Consider the following 19,137-nt stretch of genomic DNA (forward strand, 5'->3'; position numbering starts at 1 on the left):
GGCCGGTGCGGCGACGGTCCGTCGCACCTCGGTGCGGGCGACGAGTCGCCCGCGGGACAGGACGATGCGGTCGGCGGGGGCGTTCGCGACGGCGTCGGTGACGCTCGTCGCGGCCACGGCGAGCAGGTCGGCGCGCCGCCCGGGGACGGGACCGGCGGCCGGGAGGCCCATCACGCTCCGGGCGGTGTCGCTCACCATCGCGTACGCCTGGTCCGGCGTGACGTGGCCGGCGGAGACGAGCAGCGATGCGGTCTCGAAGGCATCGCTCCGGCCGACCGGGTTGAAGGGGTCGCGGACGTTGTCCGCGCCTGCGGCGACGCGGACGCCGGCGTCGAGGAGCGCGTGGATGGCGGTCAGTCCCCGCGGCGTGGCGACCGGGTGCTGCCAGCCCTGCAGGTACAGGTTCGTGATCGGGAGCGTGATCACCCCGAGGTCGGCTGCGGCCACGTCGGCGACGACCTCGGCGAGTCGCTCCGGCCCCAGGGTGCCGAGCCGGACGCAGTGCCCGGCGGAGTACTGCCGGTCCCGCCGCAGCGAGCGGGACGCCCGGGCGTAGTGGTCGAGGGTCACCGGACCGTCGAGGCTCTCGTCGGCGTGCAGGTCGACCCCGATGCCCCGTCGGCGGGCGATGGTGAGGAGTCGGTCGACGTCGGCGAGGGGGTCCTCGGCGAGGTGCGGTGCGCCGCCGACCAGGTCCACGCCGAGGTCGAGCACCGCCTCGACGTGCTCGTCGGGGGCGAGCGGGCCGGCGAGGGCGACGAGCTCGATGTCCATCAGGCCGGCGAGTTCGTCGCGGACCTGCACGAGGGCACGGGCGCCGCGCAGGGCCTGCTCCGTGGTGGCGGGCCGGTCGGCCGCGCTGTGCCGGCCGCTGAGTACGTCGACGTGGCTCCGGACGGCCGTGGTGCCGGCGGCGAGCAGCGTGAGGGCGGCGGTCCGGGCACGGTCGGCGATGTCCTCGACGGTCATGGTCGTCGCGTGCGCGGTCCACGAGGCGATCGCGGCGCCGAGGTCCCCGAGCGGCGGCCGGATGGCGTCGGCGCTGAGGGCCTTGTCGAGGTGGGCGTGCGGTTCTGCCGGTGCGGTCAGGAGCAGCCGGCCGCCGAGGTCGATCGTCTCCTCCGCCGGGGCCGCGAGGGTGCCGGCCGGTGCCACGGTCGAGACGGTCGCGCCGTCGATCGCGACGTCGACCGAGCGGCCGTCCGGCAGCAGTGCGGAGCGCAGGAGGGCGATCGGGCGGGGCACTGACGAGTCCATCCGGAGCCTCTCGATCGTGTGTGAGAATGTTGATCGCATCAACATCTCCGATGCTAGGGCTGCGGTGTTTCCCTCTCGTTTCGAGGCGGTTGCCGTGTGTGACGCCCGACCCGACGTCACCGGGAGCGGGAACGAGCGTTCCGTCCGACCGGTCGGGATGACCCAACCGAGGACGAGAGGAGTCCGCGTGAGCACCGGCACCACCACCGAGACCGACCGCGTCGTCGACGATCAGACCCAGCGGATCGGTGAGCACATCCGTGCCCGCCGACGCGCCGCACGACTGACGCTCGTCCAGGTCGCCGAGCTGACCGGTCTGTCGCACCCGTTCCTCAGCCAGGTCGAGCGCGGGCACTCCCGCGCCAGCATGGTGTCCCTGGAGAAGATCGCCACGGCGCTCGGGACGACCCAGGTCGAACTGCTCGCCGCCGGTGCCCCCGAGCGCCCGGGGCACGACGTCCGCCTGCCCGAGGTGATCCGTGCCGGCGAGGGCGCCCGCGGACCGTTCTCGAGCGGCGAGGCCCGGCTGCTCGTGCACGCCGGCCCGCACGCGTTCGAGCCGCTGGAGTGGGTCGGCGACAACACGGACCTCGGCGAGTACTTCGAGCACCACGAGGACGAGTTCCTCACCGTGCTCGCCGGCCGCGTGCACCTCGACCTGCGCGGACGGGAGCCACTCGACCTCGGACCCGGCGACTCGGCGTACTACCGCGGCGGCACCGGCCACCGGTGGTGCAGCGCGGACGGCACCCGCTTCCACATGATCGTGGTCAAGGAGACCCCGCGCGCCGGAGGGATCGCGTGAACGCCGTGCCGGAGCGTCGGCGGGTGCGCGTCGCCGCCCGCCACGAGGTCGCCACGGACGTCGTCGCACTCGACCTCGCCCCGGTCGACGGTCCGGCACTGCCGGACTGGGAACCCGGAGCGCACGTCGACCTCGAGGTCTCCCCCGGGACCGAGCGGCAGTACTCGCTCGTCACGACGACGGTCGACGGGCACTGGCGAATCGCCGTGCTCCGCGAGCCAGACGGCCGCGGCGGATCGGTCGCCGTGCACGAGGGCCTGGCGGTCGGCGACGAGGTCGCGGTGGCCGGACCGCGGAACCACTTCGGCCACGACCCGGCACGCCCCGCGGTCTTCGTCGCCGGGGGCATCGGGATCACGCCGATCCGGTCGATGATCGCCGCCGCCGAACGCGCCGGCACCCCGTGGGAGCTCCACTACGCGGGGCGGTCCCGCGACCGCATGGCGTTCGTGCACGAGCTCGTCGCGGCGCACCCCGACCGGGTCGTCGTGGCCGCGGCCGACGAGGGCGTCCGGCTCGACGTCGGCGCGCTCCTCGCCGCACCGCGCGACGCGGTCGTGTACTGCTGCGGGCCGCGCGGGCTCATGGACGCGGTCGAGGCCGCTGCCGCGCACTGGCCGGCGGGCAGCGTCCGCGTCGAGCGCTTCGAGGCCGCCGCGGACGTCGACGCCCCCGGCGAGGCCTTCGAGGTCGAGCTCACGGTCACCGGCGTCACCGTGACGGTCCCCGCCGACCGGACCCTGCTCGAGGTCGCGGAGGACGCCGGCGCCTTCGTGCTCTCGTCCTGCCGGGAGGGCACGTGCGGCACCTGCGAGACCCCCGTGCTCGAGGGCGCGGTCGAGCACCGGGACACCGTGCTCAGCCCGGAGGAGCAGGCCGACGACCGCACCATGATGGTCTGCGTGTCCCGCGCCCGGCGCGGCTGCCCGCGACTGGTGCTGGAACTCTGACCGGACGGACTACGGACGCTCCGTGCCGTCGAGTGTGCCGCCGGTGAGCGCGGACAGGCGCTCCAGCCCCGCTTCGGCCACGAGCTGCCGAGCGAGCGGACGCGCCCGTTCGACCGCCTCACGCACGTCCACCCGGGTGACGTCGCCGTCCGCGACGCTCAGTTCCCCGTCCACCCAGACGTCGCGGACCTCGCGGCTGCCGGCGACGAAGACCACCGCCTGGTAGGGGTCGTGGACGTTGGCGAGGGTCGGGGAGTCGCCGTCGAGGACGACCAGGTCCGCGCGCTTGCCCGGCTCCAGCGAACCGATCTCGTCCTCCATGCGCAGGGCACGGGCACCGCCGATCGTGCCCATCTCGAAGGCCTCGCGGGCGCTCATCGCGGTGGCCTGCAGGTCCCGCACCCGGGCGAGCAGCGCGGCCGTCTTCATCGCCTGCAGGAAGTCCTGGGAGTCGTTCGACGCCGGGCCGTCGACCCCGATGCCCACCGGGACCCCCAGCGCACGGAGTTCCGCGATCGGGGCGATGCCGCTGGCGAGGATCCCGTTCGCGACCGGGTTGTGGGCCACGCCGACGCCGTTGGCCGCGTACCGTTCCCGGTCCTCGCGGTCCACCCAGACGCTGTGCGCGGCGATCACCGGGACCTGGAACATGCCCGTCGCCTCGGCGTGCCCGATGGCCGTCCGTCCGGTGCGCTGTCGGGCCGCGGTGACCTCCTCGCGCACCTCGTGGAAGTGCACGTGCACGCCGTGGCCGGCGGCGACCGCGTAGTCGACGTGCTCCTGCCAGGTGTCGTCGGTGTACCGCCCGATCGACGAGACGCCGACCCGGAACGTGCTGTACCGGCTGGCGGCGGCGGCCTCGCGCAGGGCCTCGAACTCCTCCAGGATGGGCGTCGCGCCGAAGTCGCGGTCGACGTCGCCGGAGCCGAACGACACGACCCCGCGCAGCCCGAGTTCCTCGAGCGCCTGCACCACACCGGGTGTCGCCGGTTCGTCCGGCACCGGGTCGGCGCAGAACATGTCGTTCGCCGTCGTCACCCCGCTCCGGAGCAGCTGGATGCCCTGCAGCACCGTGCCCGCGTACGCCTTGTCCCGGGTCATCACCGGGTTGACGCGCCCGATCAACGCCGTGAGCCACTCCCACAGCGTGTACTGCGAACCGATCCCGGTGATGAGCCCCTCGCTGAAGTGGCCGTGGGTGTTCACGAAGCCGGGCGTGACGATGTCGTACGCACCGCCGCGCACCGGCGCGTCCGGGTGGGCCGCGACGAGGTCGGCGTACGTGCCGACCGCGGCGATCCGGTCGCCGTCGAGGAGCACGGCTCCGTCGCGGATCGCGGCGGGCGTGGCGGCGCCGTCGGGTGCTGCGGTGAGCACCCAGCCGGCGCGGATCAGGGTCTGCGTCATGGGGCGAACCTACGGTCCGCGTGTTCCCCGGGTGTTTCCGGCCGGTCACGGGCCGGAAACAGGGGACTGCTAGAAACACCACCATGCTGACCGTCACCGGTGCCCTCCGCGTCCTCGTCGACCCCCGGACCGAACGGGAGGGCGACGTCGTCGTCGACGACGGCAGCCACCTCGCCACCACCCTCGACGCATCCGGGTGCGTCGTCACGGCCGGCCTCGTCAACGCGCACCACCACCTCCTCCAGACCGCGTTCCGCACCCTGCCCGGCACCCGCGGCGTGCCGATGGCGGCCTGGCTCCCGACCATGGCCGCGGCGTACGGACGGGTGGGGCACGACCCCGAGCTGTACGCACTGGCGGCGTCCGCCGGAGCCGCGGAGGGCCTCCTGTCCGGCGTCACGACGATCGCCGACCACCACCTGAACTGGCCCGCCGCGGCGACCACGGACGACACCGTCGCGCTCGCCGCGGCCACCGTGGGCGCGGTCCGCGGTCTCGGCGGGCGACTCGTCTTCGTCCGCGGCTCGGCGCGGGACGACCCGGACCGCGCGGCGGCATCGGCGGACGCGATCGCGTCGCGGCTGCTGCACGACGACGCCGTCGGCGGCGTGGACCCGGACGGTGGGCTCCAGGTCGCCGTCGGTCCGGCGGGCGTGCACTCCGACGGCGAGGCGACCTTCCGGGCGCTCGGTGAGGTGGCGGCGCGGCACGGACTCCGCCGGCGGACCCAGGCCAACGAACAGGTCGACACCACGATCGCGCTCGAGCGCTACGGCCGTCGTCCGCTCGACCTGCTCGAGGAGTGGGGGTGGCTCGCGCCGGACGTCACGATCGCGCACCTCTGCGACGTCACCGACGACGAGATCGCCCGGCTCGCGGCCGCAGGCGCCACCGCCACGCACGCACCCGGGTGCGACGTGCCGATGGGCTGGGGCATCGCTCCCGTCGCACGGCTCGCCGCGGCCGGGGTCCCGGTCGGCCTCGGCACGAGCGGCGGCGGCAGCAACGACGCCGGACACCTGCTCGCGGACGCCCGGCTGGCCATGCAGGTGTCGGCGCTGGTCGGGCCGCAGCTGCCGGCGCGGCAGGTGCTCGGCGCGGCGACGGAGGGTTCCGCGGCGGGGCTCGGGCGCCCGGAGCTCGGGCACCTCGGCGACGGGAGCGCGGGCGACCTGTGCGTGTGGGACGTCTCCGGGGTGGCGGACGCGGGAGTCGCCGACCCCGTCGCGGGACTCCTCTGGGCCGCTCCCGGGCGGCGGCCCCGACACGTCGTCGTGGGTGGACGCGTGGTCGTCCGCGACGGGGAGCTCGTCGCGGCGGACGAGCGGGAGATCGCAGCGCGACTGGCCGAACGGTTGGCCCGGACACCCGCCGTCGTCTGACCGGATCACGCGCCGCCGGCTCAGCTCGTGGACACCGCCCGGCGGTGGATGGGGCCGGCACCGTCGACGAGCGCCCCGCCACCGGCGCCGGTCCGGACCGCGATCACCTCCGCCATGATCGCGACCGCCATCTCGGCCGGCGTCGTCGCACCGATGTCGAGCCCGATCGGGGAACGCAGCCGGTCAGTGTCCGGAGTCCCCAGCGCGCGCAGCTCCGCCATCCGGCGGGCGTTCGTCGTGCGGGAGCCCATCGCCCCGACGTACCCGGCACCCCGACGGAGCGCCGAGTCGACCACGGCGGCGTCGAACCGGTCGTCGTGCGAGAGCACCACGACGGCGGTGGTCGCGTCCACCGGCAACGCCTCGACCACACGCGTCGGCCAGCCCACGATGCGTTCGTCGGCGGCCGGGAAGCGCTCGTCGGTCAGGAACACCGGCCGCGGGTCGACGACCGTCACGGCGTAGCCGAGCACCGCGGCCGCGTTCGTGAGGGCCACGGCGAACTCGACCGCGCCCACCACGATGCACCGCGGCCGGACGTCGGCCCGCTCGACGAAGAGCCGGCCGCCGCAGCCGTCGGGGACGTGCACGACCGCGCCGAGCGTCGCCGGGTCGAGCGAGAGGCCGAGCGACGTCGGCACCCCGGACGCCGCGCGCCGGAGTGCGTCCACGACGTCGACGTCCTCGGGACGGACGCGACGGACCAGGACCTCGACTCGACCGCCGCAGCGGAGCGCCGGTGCCCACATCGCGTCGACGTCGTCCGGGTCGTCGTCGAACCCGAAGCGTTCGAGCACCGCCTCGCCGGTCTCGAGGACCTGCTCCGCAGTGTCGAACAGCGCCCCCTCGACGCACCCGCCGGAGATGGTGCCGACGACCTGGCCGCCGGGCAGGACGGCCATCGACGAGCCGACGCCGGTCGGCGCGCTGCCCGTCATCGCGACGGCCGTCGCGACGACCACGGGGTCCCCCGCGTCAAGGGCGGCCAGGAGGCGCGGTGCCAGTTCGAACATCACGCACCCCCGGCATCGGTCGCGTCCTGGAGCATCGCCCAGACCCGGTCGCGCGTCATCGGCAGCCGGTGGGGGCGCACGCCGACGGCGTCGCGCACCGCGTTCGCGACGGCTGGCGCGACCGGGTTGTACGGCGCCTCGCTCATCGACTTCGCGCCGAGGGGGCCGAGCGGGTCGTGCGTGTCGGCGAAGCGCACCTCGGTGCGGGGCACGTCGGAGATCTTCGGCACCCGGTACGCCCGGAACGCGTCGGTCGTCACCCGACCGGTCTCGTCCAGCACGACCTCCTCGTAGAGCGCCGAGCCGATCGCCTGCGCGGCGCCGCCCTCCACCTGGCCGCGGAGCTGTTCCGGGTTCAGGACGGTGCCGGCGTCCACCGCCTGCACGCTGTGCAGCACGCGGACCTCACCCGTCGGCCGGTGCACCGCCACCCGGGCGCCGTGCACGGTGAACGCGAGCGACCGTGGCGTGCCGTCGTGGCTGCCGTGCGCGATGAGCGGGCCGTCGGCGAGCAGCTCGGCGTGCCCGACGAACTCCTCCCCGACGCGGACGCCGTCCGGCCCGACCGAGACCGCCGGCTCGAGCGGCCCCGACGCGGTCCGAGGTGTCCGGGCGGCCACGATCCCGAGGGCGCGCCCGGTCATGTCCTCCCGCAGTGCCTGCGCCGCGGCGTACAGCGCCTTGCCGGCGACCACGACCCCGGCGGACCCGAACGCCCCGGTGTCGTGCCGGGCTGCGTCGGTGTCCGACTGGTGCACGTCGACCCGGTCCGTGGTGGTGCCGAGGGCGGTGGCGACGAGCTGCGTGTGCACCGTCGTCGTCCCGTTGCCGAACTCGGCCGTGCCGACGCCGATTCGGTACCGGCCCTCCGCCGTGGCCTCGACCGACACGTGCGCGTGGTGCCCGCGCGGCGGCATCGTCGCGATCGCCGCGATGGCGACCCCGGTGCCGAACGCCCAGTCGCCCGAGTCGTCCAGCGGCGGACCGTCCATGCGTGGGACCTCGGGCACCGGTGCGCGGAGGGCGTCCTCCACCAGGTCGATGCACTGGTCGAGTCCGTAACTGCCCTCCCAGCGCAGGTCGTCCTGCTCGTCCGGGTCCGTGACCACGAGGGGGTCTCCGGGGACCACGACGTTCCGCCGCCGCAGGTCGAGCGGGTCGATGCCGAGTTCCCGGGCGAGCTCGTCCATGGCGGACTCGATCGCGAACACGACCTGGCCGAGTCCGTACCCGCGGAACGCCCCGGACGGCAGGTTGTTCGTGTACACGGACTCCGCGTCCACGCGCTTCGACGGGCACCGGTAGACGGCGACGGACTCGCTGACGGAGTGGAACATGACACCGATCCCGTGGTTGCCGTACGCGCCGGTGTCCATGGTCTGGTCGACGTGCAGTGCCGTCAGGTGCCCCTCGGCGTCGGCACCGAGCCGGACCCGCACGCGCATCGGGTGCCGGGTCGGGGCGATCGTGAACTCGTCACGCCGACTGAACTCGTACTGCACCGCGCGGCCGGTCCGCAGCACCGCGAGGGTGACCAGGTCCTCGGTCAGCAACTCCTGCTTCCCGCCGAACCCACCGCCGACGCGCTTCGCGATGACACGGACTCGGCTCGGGTCGAGGCCGAACACGTGCGCGATCTCGTCCCGCACCAGGAACGGGACCTGCGTCGCGGTCCGGAGCACGAGTCGCCCGTCCCGGTCGACGGACCCGCGGGTCGCGTGGGTCTCGAGCGCGGCGTGCGAGACGCGGCCCGTGGTCCAGGTGCCCTCGACGGTGGCCGCGGACGCCGCCAGGGCTCCGTCGACGTCGCCCGTCTCACCGTGCAGGGCGGCGACCACGTTGCGGCCCGGCTCGGCGATCCGGTGCTCCTCCGTCGTCTTGTCGGCGTGCAGGAGCGGAGCACCGGCAGCACGGGCCGCGTCCGGGTCGTGCACGCTGGGCAGCACCTCGTAGCGCACCCGCACGAGGGCGCAGGCCTGCTCGGCGATCCGGACGTCGTCCGCGACCACTGCGGCCACGCGCTGCCCAAGGAAACGGAGCACCCGGTCGAGCACCCGGGTGTCGTCCGGGTCGTCCAGGCGGGACTCGTGCCGACCGGTGGAGAACAACACGCCGGGGTCGTCGTGGTGGGTGAGGACGGCGTGCACGCCCGGGAGGGCTTCGGCCTCCGCCGTGTCGATCGACACGATGCGGGCGTGCGGGTGCGGGCTGCCGAGGACCGCGAGGTGCAGCAGACCCTCGGTCCGCCGCACGTCGAGCGTGTACTCCTCGCGTCCGGTCACGATCGCCATCGCGGCGGGAGCGGCGACCGACGTGCCGATCGCCTGACCGGCCGCCGCGCACGCCGTGTTCGCGACCCCGTCCAGGGCGTCCTCGATCGCCCGGTACCCGGTGCACCGGCAGAGGTTGCCCTTCAACGCGCGGTGCCGGTCGGCCAGCGCGTCCTCGTCGAGCGTGGAAGCCGTGACGACGTACCCGGCGGTGCAGAAGCCGCACTGGAAGCCCGGGGCCTCGGCGAACGCGCGCTGCACGGGGTGCGAGTCCTCGGGCGTGCCGAGCCCAGCCGCCGTGGTGACGGCACGCCCCGCCATCCGGTGCGCCGGCGTGATGCAGGAGTGGACGGGCACACCGTCGACGAGCACCGAGCACGCACCGCAGTCGCCCGCATCGCAGCCCTTCTTCACCGACGTCACCCCGTGCTCGCGGAGCAGGGTGCGGAGGACCTGACCGGGCTGCGGTTCGGCGTCCACCGTCGCGCCGTCGACCTCGAACCTCATGCCGCACCGCCCGTCGTCCCGAGCGCCTCGGTGACGAGCTCCGCCGCGAACCGCCGGGTCACCGCGCGCCGCCAGTCGGGGGAACCGTGCGGGTCGTCGTACCAGGCATCGTGGGCCGCCAGCCGTGCATCGACCTCCGCGGCGGTCGGGACCCCGGGGTGACGGAGCACGAGCGGCCGCGGGGTCGCGCCGGTCACGACGAGGGCGAATCCCGACGCCGACCACCGCGTCGTGACGAGTGCGCCGGTCCGGCCGTGCGGGCTGAGGGACACCCGGCGGAACCCGGTGCGCGCCACGAGGGCCGCACGTGGCACGTCGAACGCCCGGATGACCTCACCCGGCGCGAGGTCGGTCGTCCGCGGCCCGGTGACCAGGTCCGCCACCGGGACCCGGCGCTCCCCGCCGTCCGGGGTCCAGACCTCCGCGATCGCGTCGAGCGTCACGAGCAGCGCGGTGATCGCCCCCGCCGGCAGGGCGACCGCGACGTTGCCGCCGACCGTCGCCTGGTTCCACACCTTGAACGACGCCAGCAACGCGTTGGCGCACCGGTCGACGAGCGGCCAGGCACGCCAGTCGTCCTCGGGCGCCACACGCAGCAACGACGCGATCGTGCACGTCGCGGCGATCCGGAGCCCTCCGGCGCTGCGCTCGGTGTCGCGCCACCCCAGTGCCGTGAGGTCGACGAGCCCGGTCAGACCCGGCTGCTCCTCCGAGTACAGCCAGGTGCCACCGGCGAGGGGATGCTCACCGGGGCCGAAGGAGAGGTCGTCGCGGTGCGACGGTGTCCGCACGGTGCGGACGGAGACGAGGTCCATTGCAGGGTCCGATCGGGATGGGGGAACGGGTGTCGGTGGCGCCGTCGGACCGTCGTCCGTGCGCGATCATCCCGCGGTTCCACGCCGAGGACCGCCGGGGTGCGGATGTGTGCGCCACGGGTCCCTCCTCGATCGGGTGCGTCGTGGCGGCAACGCTATGGAACGGGTGTTTCCGTGTGGTTACGGGCGTTCGACGGCTGCGTCACGACCGGGCCGTGGCCGCTGGCGGAGGTCGTGACGTGTTCGACCCACCGCCGAAACACGCGGATGTCATCGTCGCCTCCATGGAGATCACCGACGTCCAGCCAGTCCCCACCACCACGACCGTCCGCCTCGGTGCGAACCAGTACGGCAAGGCCGAGGTCCGGCTCGTCCGGGTGACGCGCGACACCGACCGGCACGAGATCGAGGACCTGACCGTCACGACGCAGTTGCGCGGCGCGGCGCTCGCCGACTCGTACACCGAGGGCGACAACGCGAAGGTCGTCGCTACGGACACGCAGAAGAACACGGTCTACGCCTTCGCGAAGGAGCACGGGGTCGGGACGCCGGAGGAGTTCCTGCTGCGACTCGGCCGGCACTTCAGCACCGCCTTCGACTGGTACGACGGCTCCACCCTGTCGGCCGAGCAGCACACGTGGGAGCGGATCGTCGTCGACGGCCGGGAGCACGACCACTCGTTCGTCCGGGCCGGCCGCGGAACCCGCACGGCCGTGGTGCAGGTCGACGGCGACGACGTGCACGTGCTCGCCGGGGTCACCGACCTGACGGTCCTGAAGTCGACGGGCAGCGAGTTCCACGGGTTCCCGCGTGACGGGTACACGACGCTCGCGGAGACCGACGACCGGATCCTCGCGACCTCGGTGACGGCCCGCTGGCGGTACACACCCGAGGCGGTGGCGGCGGGCATCGGCTACGACGCCGTGTACGCCGGCGTCCTCGACCGCATGCTCGCGACGTTCGCCGAGCTGCACTCCCTGGCGCTGCAGCAGACCCTGTTCGCGATGGGCCGCTCGGCGATCGAGGCGTTCCCGGAGATCGCCGAGGTGCGGTTCTCGATGCCGAACAAGCACCACTTCCTGGTCGACCTCGCACCGTTCGGCCTGGACAACCCCGGCGAGGTGTTCTTCGCCGCCGACCGGCCCTACGGCCTCATCTCCGGCACCGTCGTGCGCGACGGCGTCGCGGAGGCCCCTGCTGCGTGGACGTCGGTGCCGGCGTTCGTGTGACCGACGTGGTGGGCGTGCTGCTCGCCGCCGGTGCGGGGAAGCGGATGGGGCGGCCGAAGGCGCTGGTCGCCGAGCCGGACGGCACCCCGTGGCTGCACCTCGGCGTCGACGCGCTCCTCCTCGGCGGCTGCGACCGGGTCGTCGTCGTCCTCGGTGCCGCCGCCGACCGGGCGCGGGCCCTCGTGCCCGCCGTGGACGGGGTCGCCATCGTCGTCGCGGACGACTGGGCAGCGGGGCCGGGCGCATCGCTCGCCGTCGGGCTCGCGGCCGTCACCGGTCCGGCGACGGCCTGCGTCTCCCTGGTCGACCTGCCGGGGCTGCCCGCGTCGGCCGTCCGGCGGGTGATCGGCGACGGCGACCACCCGACGGCGCTCCGCCGTGCGGTCCACCACGGCGTACCGGGACACCCGGTGGTCGTCGGCTCCCAGCACCGCGCCGCGCTGGTCGCCGCGCTGTCCCGCGACCCCGCGCACGGCGCCCGCCCGTGGCTCGCGTCGTCGGGCGCGGAGCCCGTCGAGTGCGGCGACCTGTGGGACGGTCACGACCAGGACCACCCGGTCGTCCCGCACTGAACCCACGGCGCGTCAGCGCGGGATGACCGAGAACAGGAACTTCTTCCGCACCATGTACCAGGCCAGCAGGATCAACGCCGAGTGCACCACGAAGCCGATCCAGAAGTCGCCCCACGGCACGCCGGGGATCGACGCGATCGCCAGCGCGAAGAACACCTGCCAGACGAAGACGTAGAGGCTCGCCTGCCCGATCGGGATCCAGAGCCACCCGATCGCCGTCGAGATCGGCTTCCAGAACACCGTCAGGATCGCGTACGACACGATCGCGAAGAACGCGATGTCGACCAGTCGGCCCCACTGCAGGTCCACCCGCTGGTACGCCGTGTTGTACAGGTCCTCGTACATCGACGCCGGGAACGGGACCGGCGTGAACCCGGCGTGGTTCGCCGCCCAGACGTACACCAGGAACGCCGCGTAGCCGCCGACGCCGATGCCGACCAGGACCTTGCCGAGCCGCCCGGTGAGTGCGCCGATGATCTGCCGTCGGTAGTACCCGAGCACGAGTCCGTGGGTGAACACGACCTGCCAGGTGAGCAGCGGGAACACCGCCTCGAACTGCGAGTCCAGCGGGCGGAACTCCGGGTTGAGGGCCTGGAACACGTACAGCGCCCAGCTCACGACGAGCACCACCCACCAGAAGCCGCGTCGGATCAGCCAGAGCAGGGGCGGGATGAACAGGCTCAGCACCACGAACAGGCCCATGATGTTGAACGGCCACGGGCCCATCTCGAGCAGCAGGAACTGTCGGATGGCGTACCACGGCGGCGGGTAGCCGAGCAGCTGCATCGCGTTCGGGTACAGGTCGTACACCCGGCCCTCGGCACCGACGCCGCCGGTGCCGGTCCCCCGGTCGGTGAACGTCGTGATCGCGTCGGTGTTCAGGAACGGGACGAAGCTCAGCGCGAAGACGACCGCGATCACCACGAGCGTGACGAGGTACTGCTTGCGGGCACGCTTCCACGCCCCGATCGCTGCGGCCCACTCGCCGAACTTCTTGATGGCGAACGGGTAGGTCATGCCGAGGACCATGCCGGACAGGAACACGAACATCTCGGCGCCGGTGATCGCACCGACCGCGTGCAGCGTGAGGTACGAGTACGGCCCGCCGATCTCGATGTGGGTGATCACCACCGCCAGGATGATGAACCCGCGGAACAGGTCGAGCCGCAGGTCACGCCCGGGTTTCCCGTCGTCGGGGTAGCGCCAGGTCGGCAGCAACCGTCCGAACAGCCCGCTCAGCAGGAACACCACCGCCAGGCCCACGGCGACCCAGACGATCCACGCCATCTGGTCGCCGCCGGTGTCGTACTGCTGGTCGGTCGCGGTGTTGCCCTGGTGCGTGGTGACGCGGTCCGTGACGGGCCCGAAGGCGAAGTGGTCGCCGCGCTCGAGGTCGGTGCGGAACGAACCGGCGATCCCCGGCACCGCGGTGTCGCGCCAGTCGGCGACCCGGTTTCCGGCCTCGGGCTCGCGGCGGTTCGTCTCGAGGAAGGTCACGCCCCGGACCAACGGGCGGTCCTGGACCGAGGCGATCACCTGCCGCCACCAGCCCTGCTTGACCGGCAGTTCTGCGTCGCCCCGGCGGGTGTGGTCGTACAACGCACCGGTGTCGAGCAGCATCGGCCGGTCGCCGTCGACGGCGAACCGGTCGTAGAAGCTGTCCGCCTGCTGCTGCTCGTAGCCCCACGTCTCGTCGAACCGGGACTCGACCTCGCCGCGCTCCGGCACTTCGTTGCGGGTGAGGGGGACGTCACGACCAGCGGCTTCGGTCGACTTGCCCTTGCCGAAGTAGTACATCGACAACCCGACCCAGTCCACCGCGGCGTCGCCCGGCCAGTACGGCTCGTAGGGGTCGTCGGCCGCGGTCAGCTCGCCGTCGCCGTTGGTGTCGAGCTTCGCGACGTCGGTCGCGGAGAGGTCCGCCAGGCGCCCGGCGGACTCGCCGAACGGGTAGCCCGCACCGTACGACGGCGACCACACCATGCGCACCTCGGAGTCGCCGCCGTGCACCGCGGTCGCGAGCGTCCGGAACGCCTGCACGAACTGGGTCGGCTGCTGCCCCCAGCGCACCCACGTGCCGTTCATCTGCGGCGCGAACCGCACGAGCACCTGGGTGTCGTACTGGTCGTGGATCTCTTGGAACACGGTGTTCGCGGCGCGGGCGTCGGCGGCGTCGAGTGACCGGAGCGACTGCCCGGGCTCGAGGCTCACGACGAGGACCGCGCCCTGCGTCGCCGCGGCACGCGTCGCGCGGAGGAGCTCCCGCCGGGCCGAGCGGTCGAGCGGGTAGTCGATCTCCACCCCGTACATCGACGGCGTCGCGCCGAGTCGTCCCTCGTAGCCCGCCGGGGAGTCGTCGCCCCAGTCGAGGTCCGGACCGAACCAAGTCGTGCCGCTCGCGGGCTCCGTCGCCGCGGCCGCGTGCACCGTCATCGCGGACGCGGGCAGCGCTCCGCCGAGCAGGAGTGTCGCGATCGTGACGAGGACGGCGACCACGCGGGCCGCCAGCAGCCTCACCGGTCGCACACCAGCGTCCAGACGTTGTGTCCGTGCTCGTGCCGGTGCTCCAGACGGTCGAGGGCGGCGATCGCGAGCGCCAGGCCGCGTCCGCTCTCCTGCTCGACGTCGGCCATCGTGACGGCGCTCAGGTCGATGTCCACGGGCAGACCGTTGTCGGTGAGCTCCGCGGTGAGTGCCCGATCGGTCGCCTCGAGCCGCACGGTGTAGCGCCGACCGGTCTCCTGGTCGGCCCGCGTGGTGTGCTCCACGATGTTCGCGGCGACCTCGGCCAGCGCGGTCTCCAGCGCGAAGCGGAGCCGGGCATCGTCGATGCCGAGTCCGTCCCACCAGACGCCGAAGCGGTCCTGGACCTCGTCGAGCGACACGGGCGTCGCGGCGACGTCGAAGGTGGTCTCGGCGCTCACAGTGGTCCTCCGGCGGTGCTCGACTCGTGCTCTGACTGGATCCCCGTGCTCGGGCCGCGGTAGCGCACGGCCCGGATCACGATGCTGAAGATGAACAGGTCGAAGACGACCCACGCGGTGTTGACGAGCGGCGCGATGCCGGACGCCTGGCCCGTCAGGTACCGGATGCCGATCAGGAGCAGTGCCGCGACCAGCGCCCCCATCGCGATGAGCTGCGGCTTGACGAGGTCCCACCGGGGCTTCTGCTCGGTCTCGTCGCGCACCTTCGGCGTGACCCGGAACCCGAGCGGCTTGCCGCGGAACACGTTCTCGAACGCACTCGTCACCGCCTCGATCCACACCGGGAACAGCGCGAGCGAGTACTGCTGCCCGCGCCACGTCGGTCTGCCGGCGGCCACCACCCAGAACAGCAGCTGGTTGAGCACGAGGAACGGGATCAGCCGGGCGAAGAAGTCGACGCTGTAGGCCTGCACCGGCACGACGCCGAACGACAGGCAGAGCACCGGGGCCGCGATGTAGACGATCGCGGCGAACCCGGACAGGTAGCTCCACATCGTCGAGAAGTACATCAGACGCTGGCCCCAGGACAGGCCCTTCTGCACCAGCGGGTTCTCGCGGAAGAACACCTGCATGGTGCCCTGCGCCCAGCGGAGCCGCTGCACGAGCATGGTCGGCAGGTCCTCCGGCGCCAGGCCCTTCGCCAGGATCTCGTCGTGGTACGCCGACTTCCAGCCGAGCCCGTGCAGCCGCATGGCGGTGGCCATGTCCTCGGTCACCGAGATCGTCGCCAGCGGCATGATCGGCTGCGCCTCGTCGTCGCGGTTGACGTCGAGTGCCCGTGCGAGGACCGCGATCGACTCGATGGCCGCCACCGGCGATGCGTCGCGCCGCCCGAGCACGTCGAGCGCGGCGTCGTCGAGCCCGGCGAAGGTGTTCGCGTCGGTCGACATCGCGGCGAGTTCCTGCAGGTCGTTCCGCACGGACTCGAGGTCGGCGGCGGCGAACCGGAAGGCGATCGTGTCGATCCCCCGCTGGAACGCGTAGGTGACGTCGCCGAGCGGTTCGCCGGCCCGGACCTGGTCGCGGGCGCGGTCGACGACGGCTTCGGCCTCGTCCAGGGCACCGAGCACCCGCGGGTCCGTCTCGGTCTCACGCGCACGGGCCAACAGCTTCCGCGACGTCGTGATCGTGCGTTGCACCGAGGCCTCGACCTCGACCACGTAGCGGGAGATGCCGAGTTGCATCAGGGCCTCGCGCCGCAGGATCGCGTTCGACCCGCAGAAGAAGGCGGCGTTCCAGCCGTCCTTCGACTGCTGGATCGGCCCGTAGAACAGCGGCGCCTGACTGCCGAGCAGGTCCGCTTCGGGAACGTTCTCGAACCACTGCGGCGTCTGCACGAGCGCCATCCGCGGGTCCTTGAAGTAGCCGAGCGTGCGGTCGAGGATGCCGGGCTCGGGCACCTGGTCGGCGTCGAGGATGAGCAGGAACTCGCCCTGGGTCGCGAGCAGGGCGTTGTTGAGGTTGCCGGCCTTGGCGTGCCGGGGACGGTCGATCCAGTCGGCGCCACGGGTGATGACGCCGATGCCGAGCGAGTCGGCGGCCGCACGCATCTCGGGGCGGTTGCCGTCGTCGAGGATCCACGTCGTGTGCGGGTGGGTGATCGCCTGCGCCGCACGGGCCGTGCGCACGACCATCTCGACGGGCTCGTTGTAGGTGGTGATGAAGACGTCGACAGTGACGTCCGAGGACGGCTTCGTCGGGGGCTCACCGCGCTCGCGCAGGCGCCACGCCCCGAACGCGAACAGGAGCGAGTCGATCACGCTGTAGGTCTCGGCCAGGATGAGCGGTACGGCGATCCACCAGGAGTGCCAGTTCACCGATGCGGCCCAGCGCCAGACGACGTAGTTCACCCCGGCGATCGACGCCAGGAGCGCGACCGTCCGCACCGTGACGAGCCGACGACGGGCTGTGCCGGTGGTGAGCCGGCGGCGGTCCTGGCGGCTGACCTCGAGCGCGGTCACCCGGTCACTCCGCCTGCGGGGCCGTCGGCCGAGCTGCGTCGCAAGGGTGCCTCCTGATCCGCGCGGGCCCCGGCCGCAGCGCGCGCCCGGGTGTGGTGCCGTCCGGCCGCTGCCCAGGGGGCACCGTGCCGTCCGTCCGCTCCGGTCGTCGGGCACGACCTCGGCGTAAGGACCTGTCTACCGCAGCGACCGGCACTCTGTCAGGCCCCGAGTGCGAGTCGTGGACAACGGCCTGGGCCGACCAGACGACCGGTCAGAACGCTGCGGCGAATCCGAGGTCGTCGGCGAGCCGCGCGATCACCTGGTCGAAGTAGGCGGCGCCGTCGGACACCGAGCCGACGAAGTGGCCGAAGAGCTCGAACGAGATCGTCCCGAACACCGTCGACCAGGCCATCAGGGTGCGGACCAGGACCTCGTCGGGCAGTGCGATGCCGAACGACCGCAGGGTGGTCACTGCGTCCGCGACGGCGGGACCGGCCGCCCCGGGAGCCGCCGTGGGCGCGGCGGGTGATCCGGGCCTCCCGTCCGCCCCCGACCCAGACCTGACGTCCCCGCCGGGCGCGACCGCGTCGGCCACCACCCGCACCAGCGCGAGCGTCGTCCGCGCGGCGGGCACGACCGTCTCGCGCGGTGCGGCGTAGCCCGGCACGGGCGACCCGAACAGCAGCGCGAAGTCGCCCGGGTGCGCGACGGACCACGATCGGATCGCGCGGCACGCGGCGACCCAGCGTGCACCCGGTTCCGGGCCGGCCGCGGCGTCCGCAGCTTCGACCGCTGCGCCGAGTTCGTCGTAGTCGACGATGAGCAGCGCGGTGAGCAGGTCGTCGCGGCTCGGGAAGTAGCGGTACACCGCGGACGACACCATGCCGACGTCGCGGGCGACGGCTCGGAGACTGAGCGCTGCGGGCCCCTCGTCGGTGAGGCGGGTGCGCGCGGCGGCCAGTATGTCCGCCCGGATCGTCTGCCGGGCGAGCTCGCGTGCTGTCGGGACCATCCGGCCACCATGCCACACGAGAGCACTGCACACAAATGAGAGCAGTGCTCTTGCTCTTTCATCGCCGAGCACGCATCCTGGTTGCGAGAGCACCGCTCTCGCGAACCGAAGGAAGCAGGGACCATGTCGCACCACCACCTCGTCATCGGCGCCGGCCCGGTGGGCCGCCACGTCGCCGCACTGCTCGCCGAACGCGGCGAACACGTCACCGTCGCCACACGCTCGGGCCGCGACACCGGCCTGTCAGGGGTCGGACACCTCGCGCTCGACGCCTCCGACGCCGAGGCGCTCACCCGGGCAGCCGACGGCGCCGCCGTGCTGTACAACTGCGCGAACCCCGGCGACTACACCCAGTGGGAGCGCACCTGGCCACCGCTCGCGGCGTCGATGCTGACCGCTGCCGAGCGGACCGGAGCCGTCTACGCCATCACCGGGAACCTGTACCCGTACGGCCCGGTCGACGGACCGATGCGCCCGGACACCCCGGACGCGGCGACCGACCACAAGGGGATCCTCCGCGCGCGGATGTGGGCGGACGCGCTGGCGGCGCACCGGGCCGGACGGGTCCGCGCGGTCGAGGTCCGGGCCTCGGACTACGTCGGGCCGGGCATCGGGGCGAACGGGCACGTCACGCGGGTGCTGCCGGCCGCGCTGCAGGGGAAGGCCGTGACGATGATCGGCAGGACCGACTTGCCGCACACCTTCACCGACGTGCTCGACGTCGCCAGGACCCTGATGGCGGCGGCCTCGGACGAGCGGACACACGGCCGCACGTGGATGGTGCCGAGCAACGCTCCTCGTACCCAGCGGCAGGCACTGACCGAGGTGCTGGCCACGGCCGGCAAGGCACCCGTGCCCGTCCGCCGGATGCCCGCGGTGGCGATCCGTGCGCTCGGGCTCGTGTCGCCGATGATGCGGGAGCTCGCCGAGATGAGCTACCAGTGGACCGCACCGTACGTGGTCGACGACGCCGAGAGCCGCACGGTGTTCG

15 protein-coding genes are annotated in these 19,137 nt (G+C 73.2%); 6 read left to right on the forward strand and 9 right to left on the reverse strand.

The window, feature by feature from the left end; all coding sequences use genetic code 11:
- On the reverse strand, positions 1-1,257 hold a 1,257-nt coding region (locus OGL88_RS16715; protein ID WP_263092188.1), incomplete at its 3' end, for an amidohydrolase family protein.
- Between the two features lie 187 nt (positions 1,258-1,444).
- On the opposite strand from OGL88_RS16715, the gene OGL88_RS16720 reads away from it, so the two are divergent.
- Positions 1,445-2,062 carry a helix-turn-helix domain-containing protein gene (locus OGL88_RS16720; RefSeq protein ID WP_263092189.1) on the forward strand — a complete coding sequence of 206 codons (618 nt, stop codon included), beginning with the start codon at positions 1,445-1,447 and terminating at the stop codon, positions 2,060-2,062.
- Positions 2,059-3,012 (forward strand): PDR/VanB family oxidoreductase, encoded by a 954-nt coding sequence (locus tag OGL88_RS16725; RefSeq protein ID WP_263092190.1) that lies wholly within the window; start codon positions 2,059-2,061, stop codon positions 3,010-3,012. Before OGL88_RS16720 ends, OGL88_RS16725 begins: the two co-directional genes overlap by 4 nt.
- A gap of 9 nt (positions 3,013-3,021) precedes the next feature.
- Here OGL88_RS16725 and OGL88_RS16730 read toward each other — a convergent pair whose 3' ends face one another.
- The gene (locus tag OGL88_RS16730; protein WP_263092191.1) at positions 3,022-4,419 is read right to left on the reverse strand and encodes an amidohydrolase family protein; all 1,398 of its coding nucleotides are present in this window, start codon (positions 4,417-4,419) and stop codon (positions 3,022-3,024) included.
- 83 nt (positions 4,420-4,502) lie between these two features.
- Here OGL88_RS16730 and OGL88_RS16735 point away from each other — a divergent pair, with 83 nt between their 5' ends.
- Entirely contained in the window at positions 4,503-5,801 is a 1,299-nt protein-coding gene (locus tag OGL88_RS16735) for an amidohydrolase family protein (protein ID WP_263092192.1), read from the forward strand.
- A gap of 20 nt (positions 5,802-5,821) precedes the next feature.
- Here OGL88_RS16735 and OGL88_RS16740 read toward each other — a convergent pair whose 3' ends face one another.
- From OGL88_RS16740 to OGL88_RS16750, 3 genes are read right to left on the reverse strand one after another with little or no spacing between them, the layout of a single operon-like run.
- Positions 5,822-6,814: an XdhC family protein gene (locus OGL88_RS16740; RefSeq protein ID WP_111084897.1), complete on the reverse strand. Its 993-nt coding sequence runs from the start codon at positions 6,812-6,814 to the stop codon at positions 5,822-5,824.
- Positions 6,814-9,591, reverse strand: coding sequence for a molybdopterin-dependent oxidoreductase (locus OGL88_RS16745; RefSeq protein ID WP_263092193.1), 2,778 nt, complete (start codon positions 9,589-9,591; stop codon positions 6,814-6,816). Before OGL88_RS16745 ends, OGL88_RS16740 begins: the two co-directional genes overlap by 1 nt.
- Entirely contained in the window at positions 9,588-10,406 is an 819-nt protein-coding gene (locus OGL88_RS16750) for an FAD binding domain-containing protein (protein ID WP_111084899.1), read from the reverse strand. The genes OGL88_RS16745 and OGL88_RS16750 overlap by 4 nt, the downstream gene beginning before the upstream one ends.
- 284 nt (positions 10,407-10,690) lie before the next feature.
- On the opposite strand from OGL88_RS16750, the gene pucL reads away from it, so the two are divergent.
- The gene (gene pucL, locus OGL88_RS16755) at positions 10,691-11,635 is read left to right on the forward strand and encodes a factor-independent urate hydroxylase (RefSeq protein WP_263092194.1); all 945 of its coding nucleotides are present in this window, start codon (positions 10,691-10,693) and stop codon (positions 11,633-11,635) included.
- Positions 11,632-12,207 (forward strand): nucleotidyltransferase family protein, encoded by a 576-nt coding sequence (locus tag OGL88_RS16760; RefSeq protein ID WP_263092195.1) that lies wholly within the window; start codon positions 11,632-11,634, stop codon positions 12,205-12,207. The genes pucL and OGL88_RS16760 overlap by 4 nt, the downstream gene beginning before the upstream one ends.
- A 12-nt stretch (positions 12,208-12,219) precedes the next feature.
- Here the strand turns inward: OGL88_RS16760 and opgC are convergent, their stop codons facing one another.
- The 4 genes from opgC to OGL88_RS16780 form a co-directional block, all read right to left on the reverse strand.
- A complete protein-coding gene (gene opgC, locus OGL88_RS16765) occupies positions 12,220-14,724 on the reverse strand; it encodes an OpgC domain-containing protein (RefSeq protein WP_263092196.1) in 2,505 nt (834 codons plus the stop codon).
- Complete coding sequence (locus OGL88_RS16770; protein WP_205464014.1) at positions 14,721-15,131, reverse strand: ATP-binding protein; 411 nt, start codon at positions 15,129-15,131, stop codon at positions 14,721-14,723. The genes opgC and OGL88_RS16770 overlap by 4 nt, the downstream gene beginning before the upstream one ends.
- Complete coding sequence (locus OGL88_RS16775; protein WP_374114454.1) at positions 15,128-17,152, reverse strand: glycosyltransferase; 2,025 nt, start codon at positions 17,150-17,152, stop codon at positions 15,128-15,130. Before OGL88_RS16775 ends, OGL88_RS16770 begins: the two co-directional genes overlap by 4 nt.
- A 253-nt stretch (positions 17,153-17,405) precedes the next feature.
- The gene (locus OGL88_RS16780; RefSeq protein WP_263092197.1) at positions 17,406-18,146 is read right to left on the reverse strand and encodes a TetR/AcrR family transcriptional regulator; all 741 of its coding nucleotides are present in this window, start codon (positions 18,144-18,146) and stop codon (positions 17,406-17,408) included.
- A gap of 123 nt (positions 18,147-18,269) precedes the next feature.
- On the opposite strand from OGL88_RS16780, the gene OGL88_RS16785 reads away from it, so the two are divergent.
- On the forward strand, positions 18,270-19,137 hold an 868-nt coding region (locus OGL88_RS16785; protein WP_263092198.1), incomplete at its 3' end, for an NAD-dependent epimerase/dehydratase family protein.

Source organism: Curtobacterium sp. RIT-PI-V (assembly GCF_025642935.1).
GTDB lineage: Bacteria > Actinomycetota > Actinomycetes > Actinomycetales > Microbacteriaceae > Curtobacterium.

Excerpts from the sequence above, each read along its gene's own strand:
- OGL88_RS16745 (WP_263092193.1), bottom strand. The coding sequence starts at position 9,591 with ATGAGGTTCGAGGTCGACGGCGCGACGGTGGACGCCGAACCGCAGCCC.
- OGL88_RS16750 (WP_111084899.1), bottom strand. The coding sequence starts at position 10,406 with ATGGACCTCGTCTCCGTCCGCACCGTGCGGACACCGTCGCACCGCGAC.
- OGL88_RS16735 (WP_263092192.1), top strand. The coding sequence starts at position 4,503 with ATGCTGACCGTCACCGGTGCCCTCCGCGTCCTCGTCGACCCCCGGACC.
- pucL (WP_263092194.1), top strand. The coding sequence starts at position 10,691 with ATGGAGATCACCGACGTCCAGCCAGTCCCCACCACCACGACCGTCCGC.
- OGL88_RS16730 (WP_263092191.1), bottom strand. The coding sequence starts at position 4,419 with ATGACGCAGACCCTGATCCGCGCCGGCTGGGTGCTCACCGCAGCACCC.
- OGL88_RS16780 (WP_263092197.1), bottom strand. The coding sequence starts at position 18,146 with ATGGTCCCGACAGCACGCGAGCTCGCCCGGCAGACGATCCGGGCGGAC.
- OGL88_RS16740 (WP_111084897.1), bottom strand. The coding sequence starts at position 6,814 with ATGTTCGAACTGGCACCGCGCCTCCTGGCCGCCCTTGACGCGGGGGAC.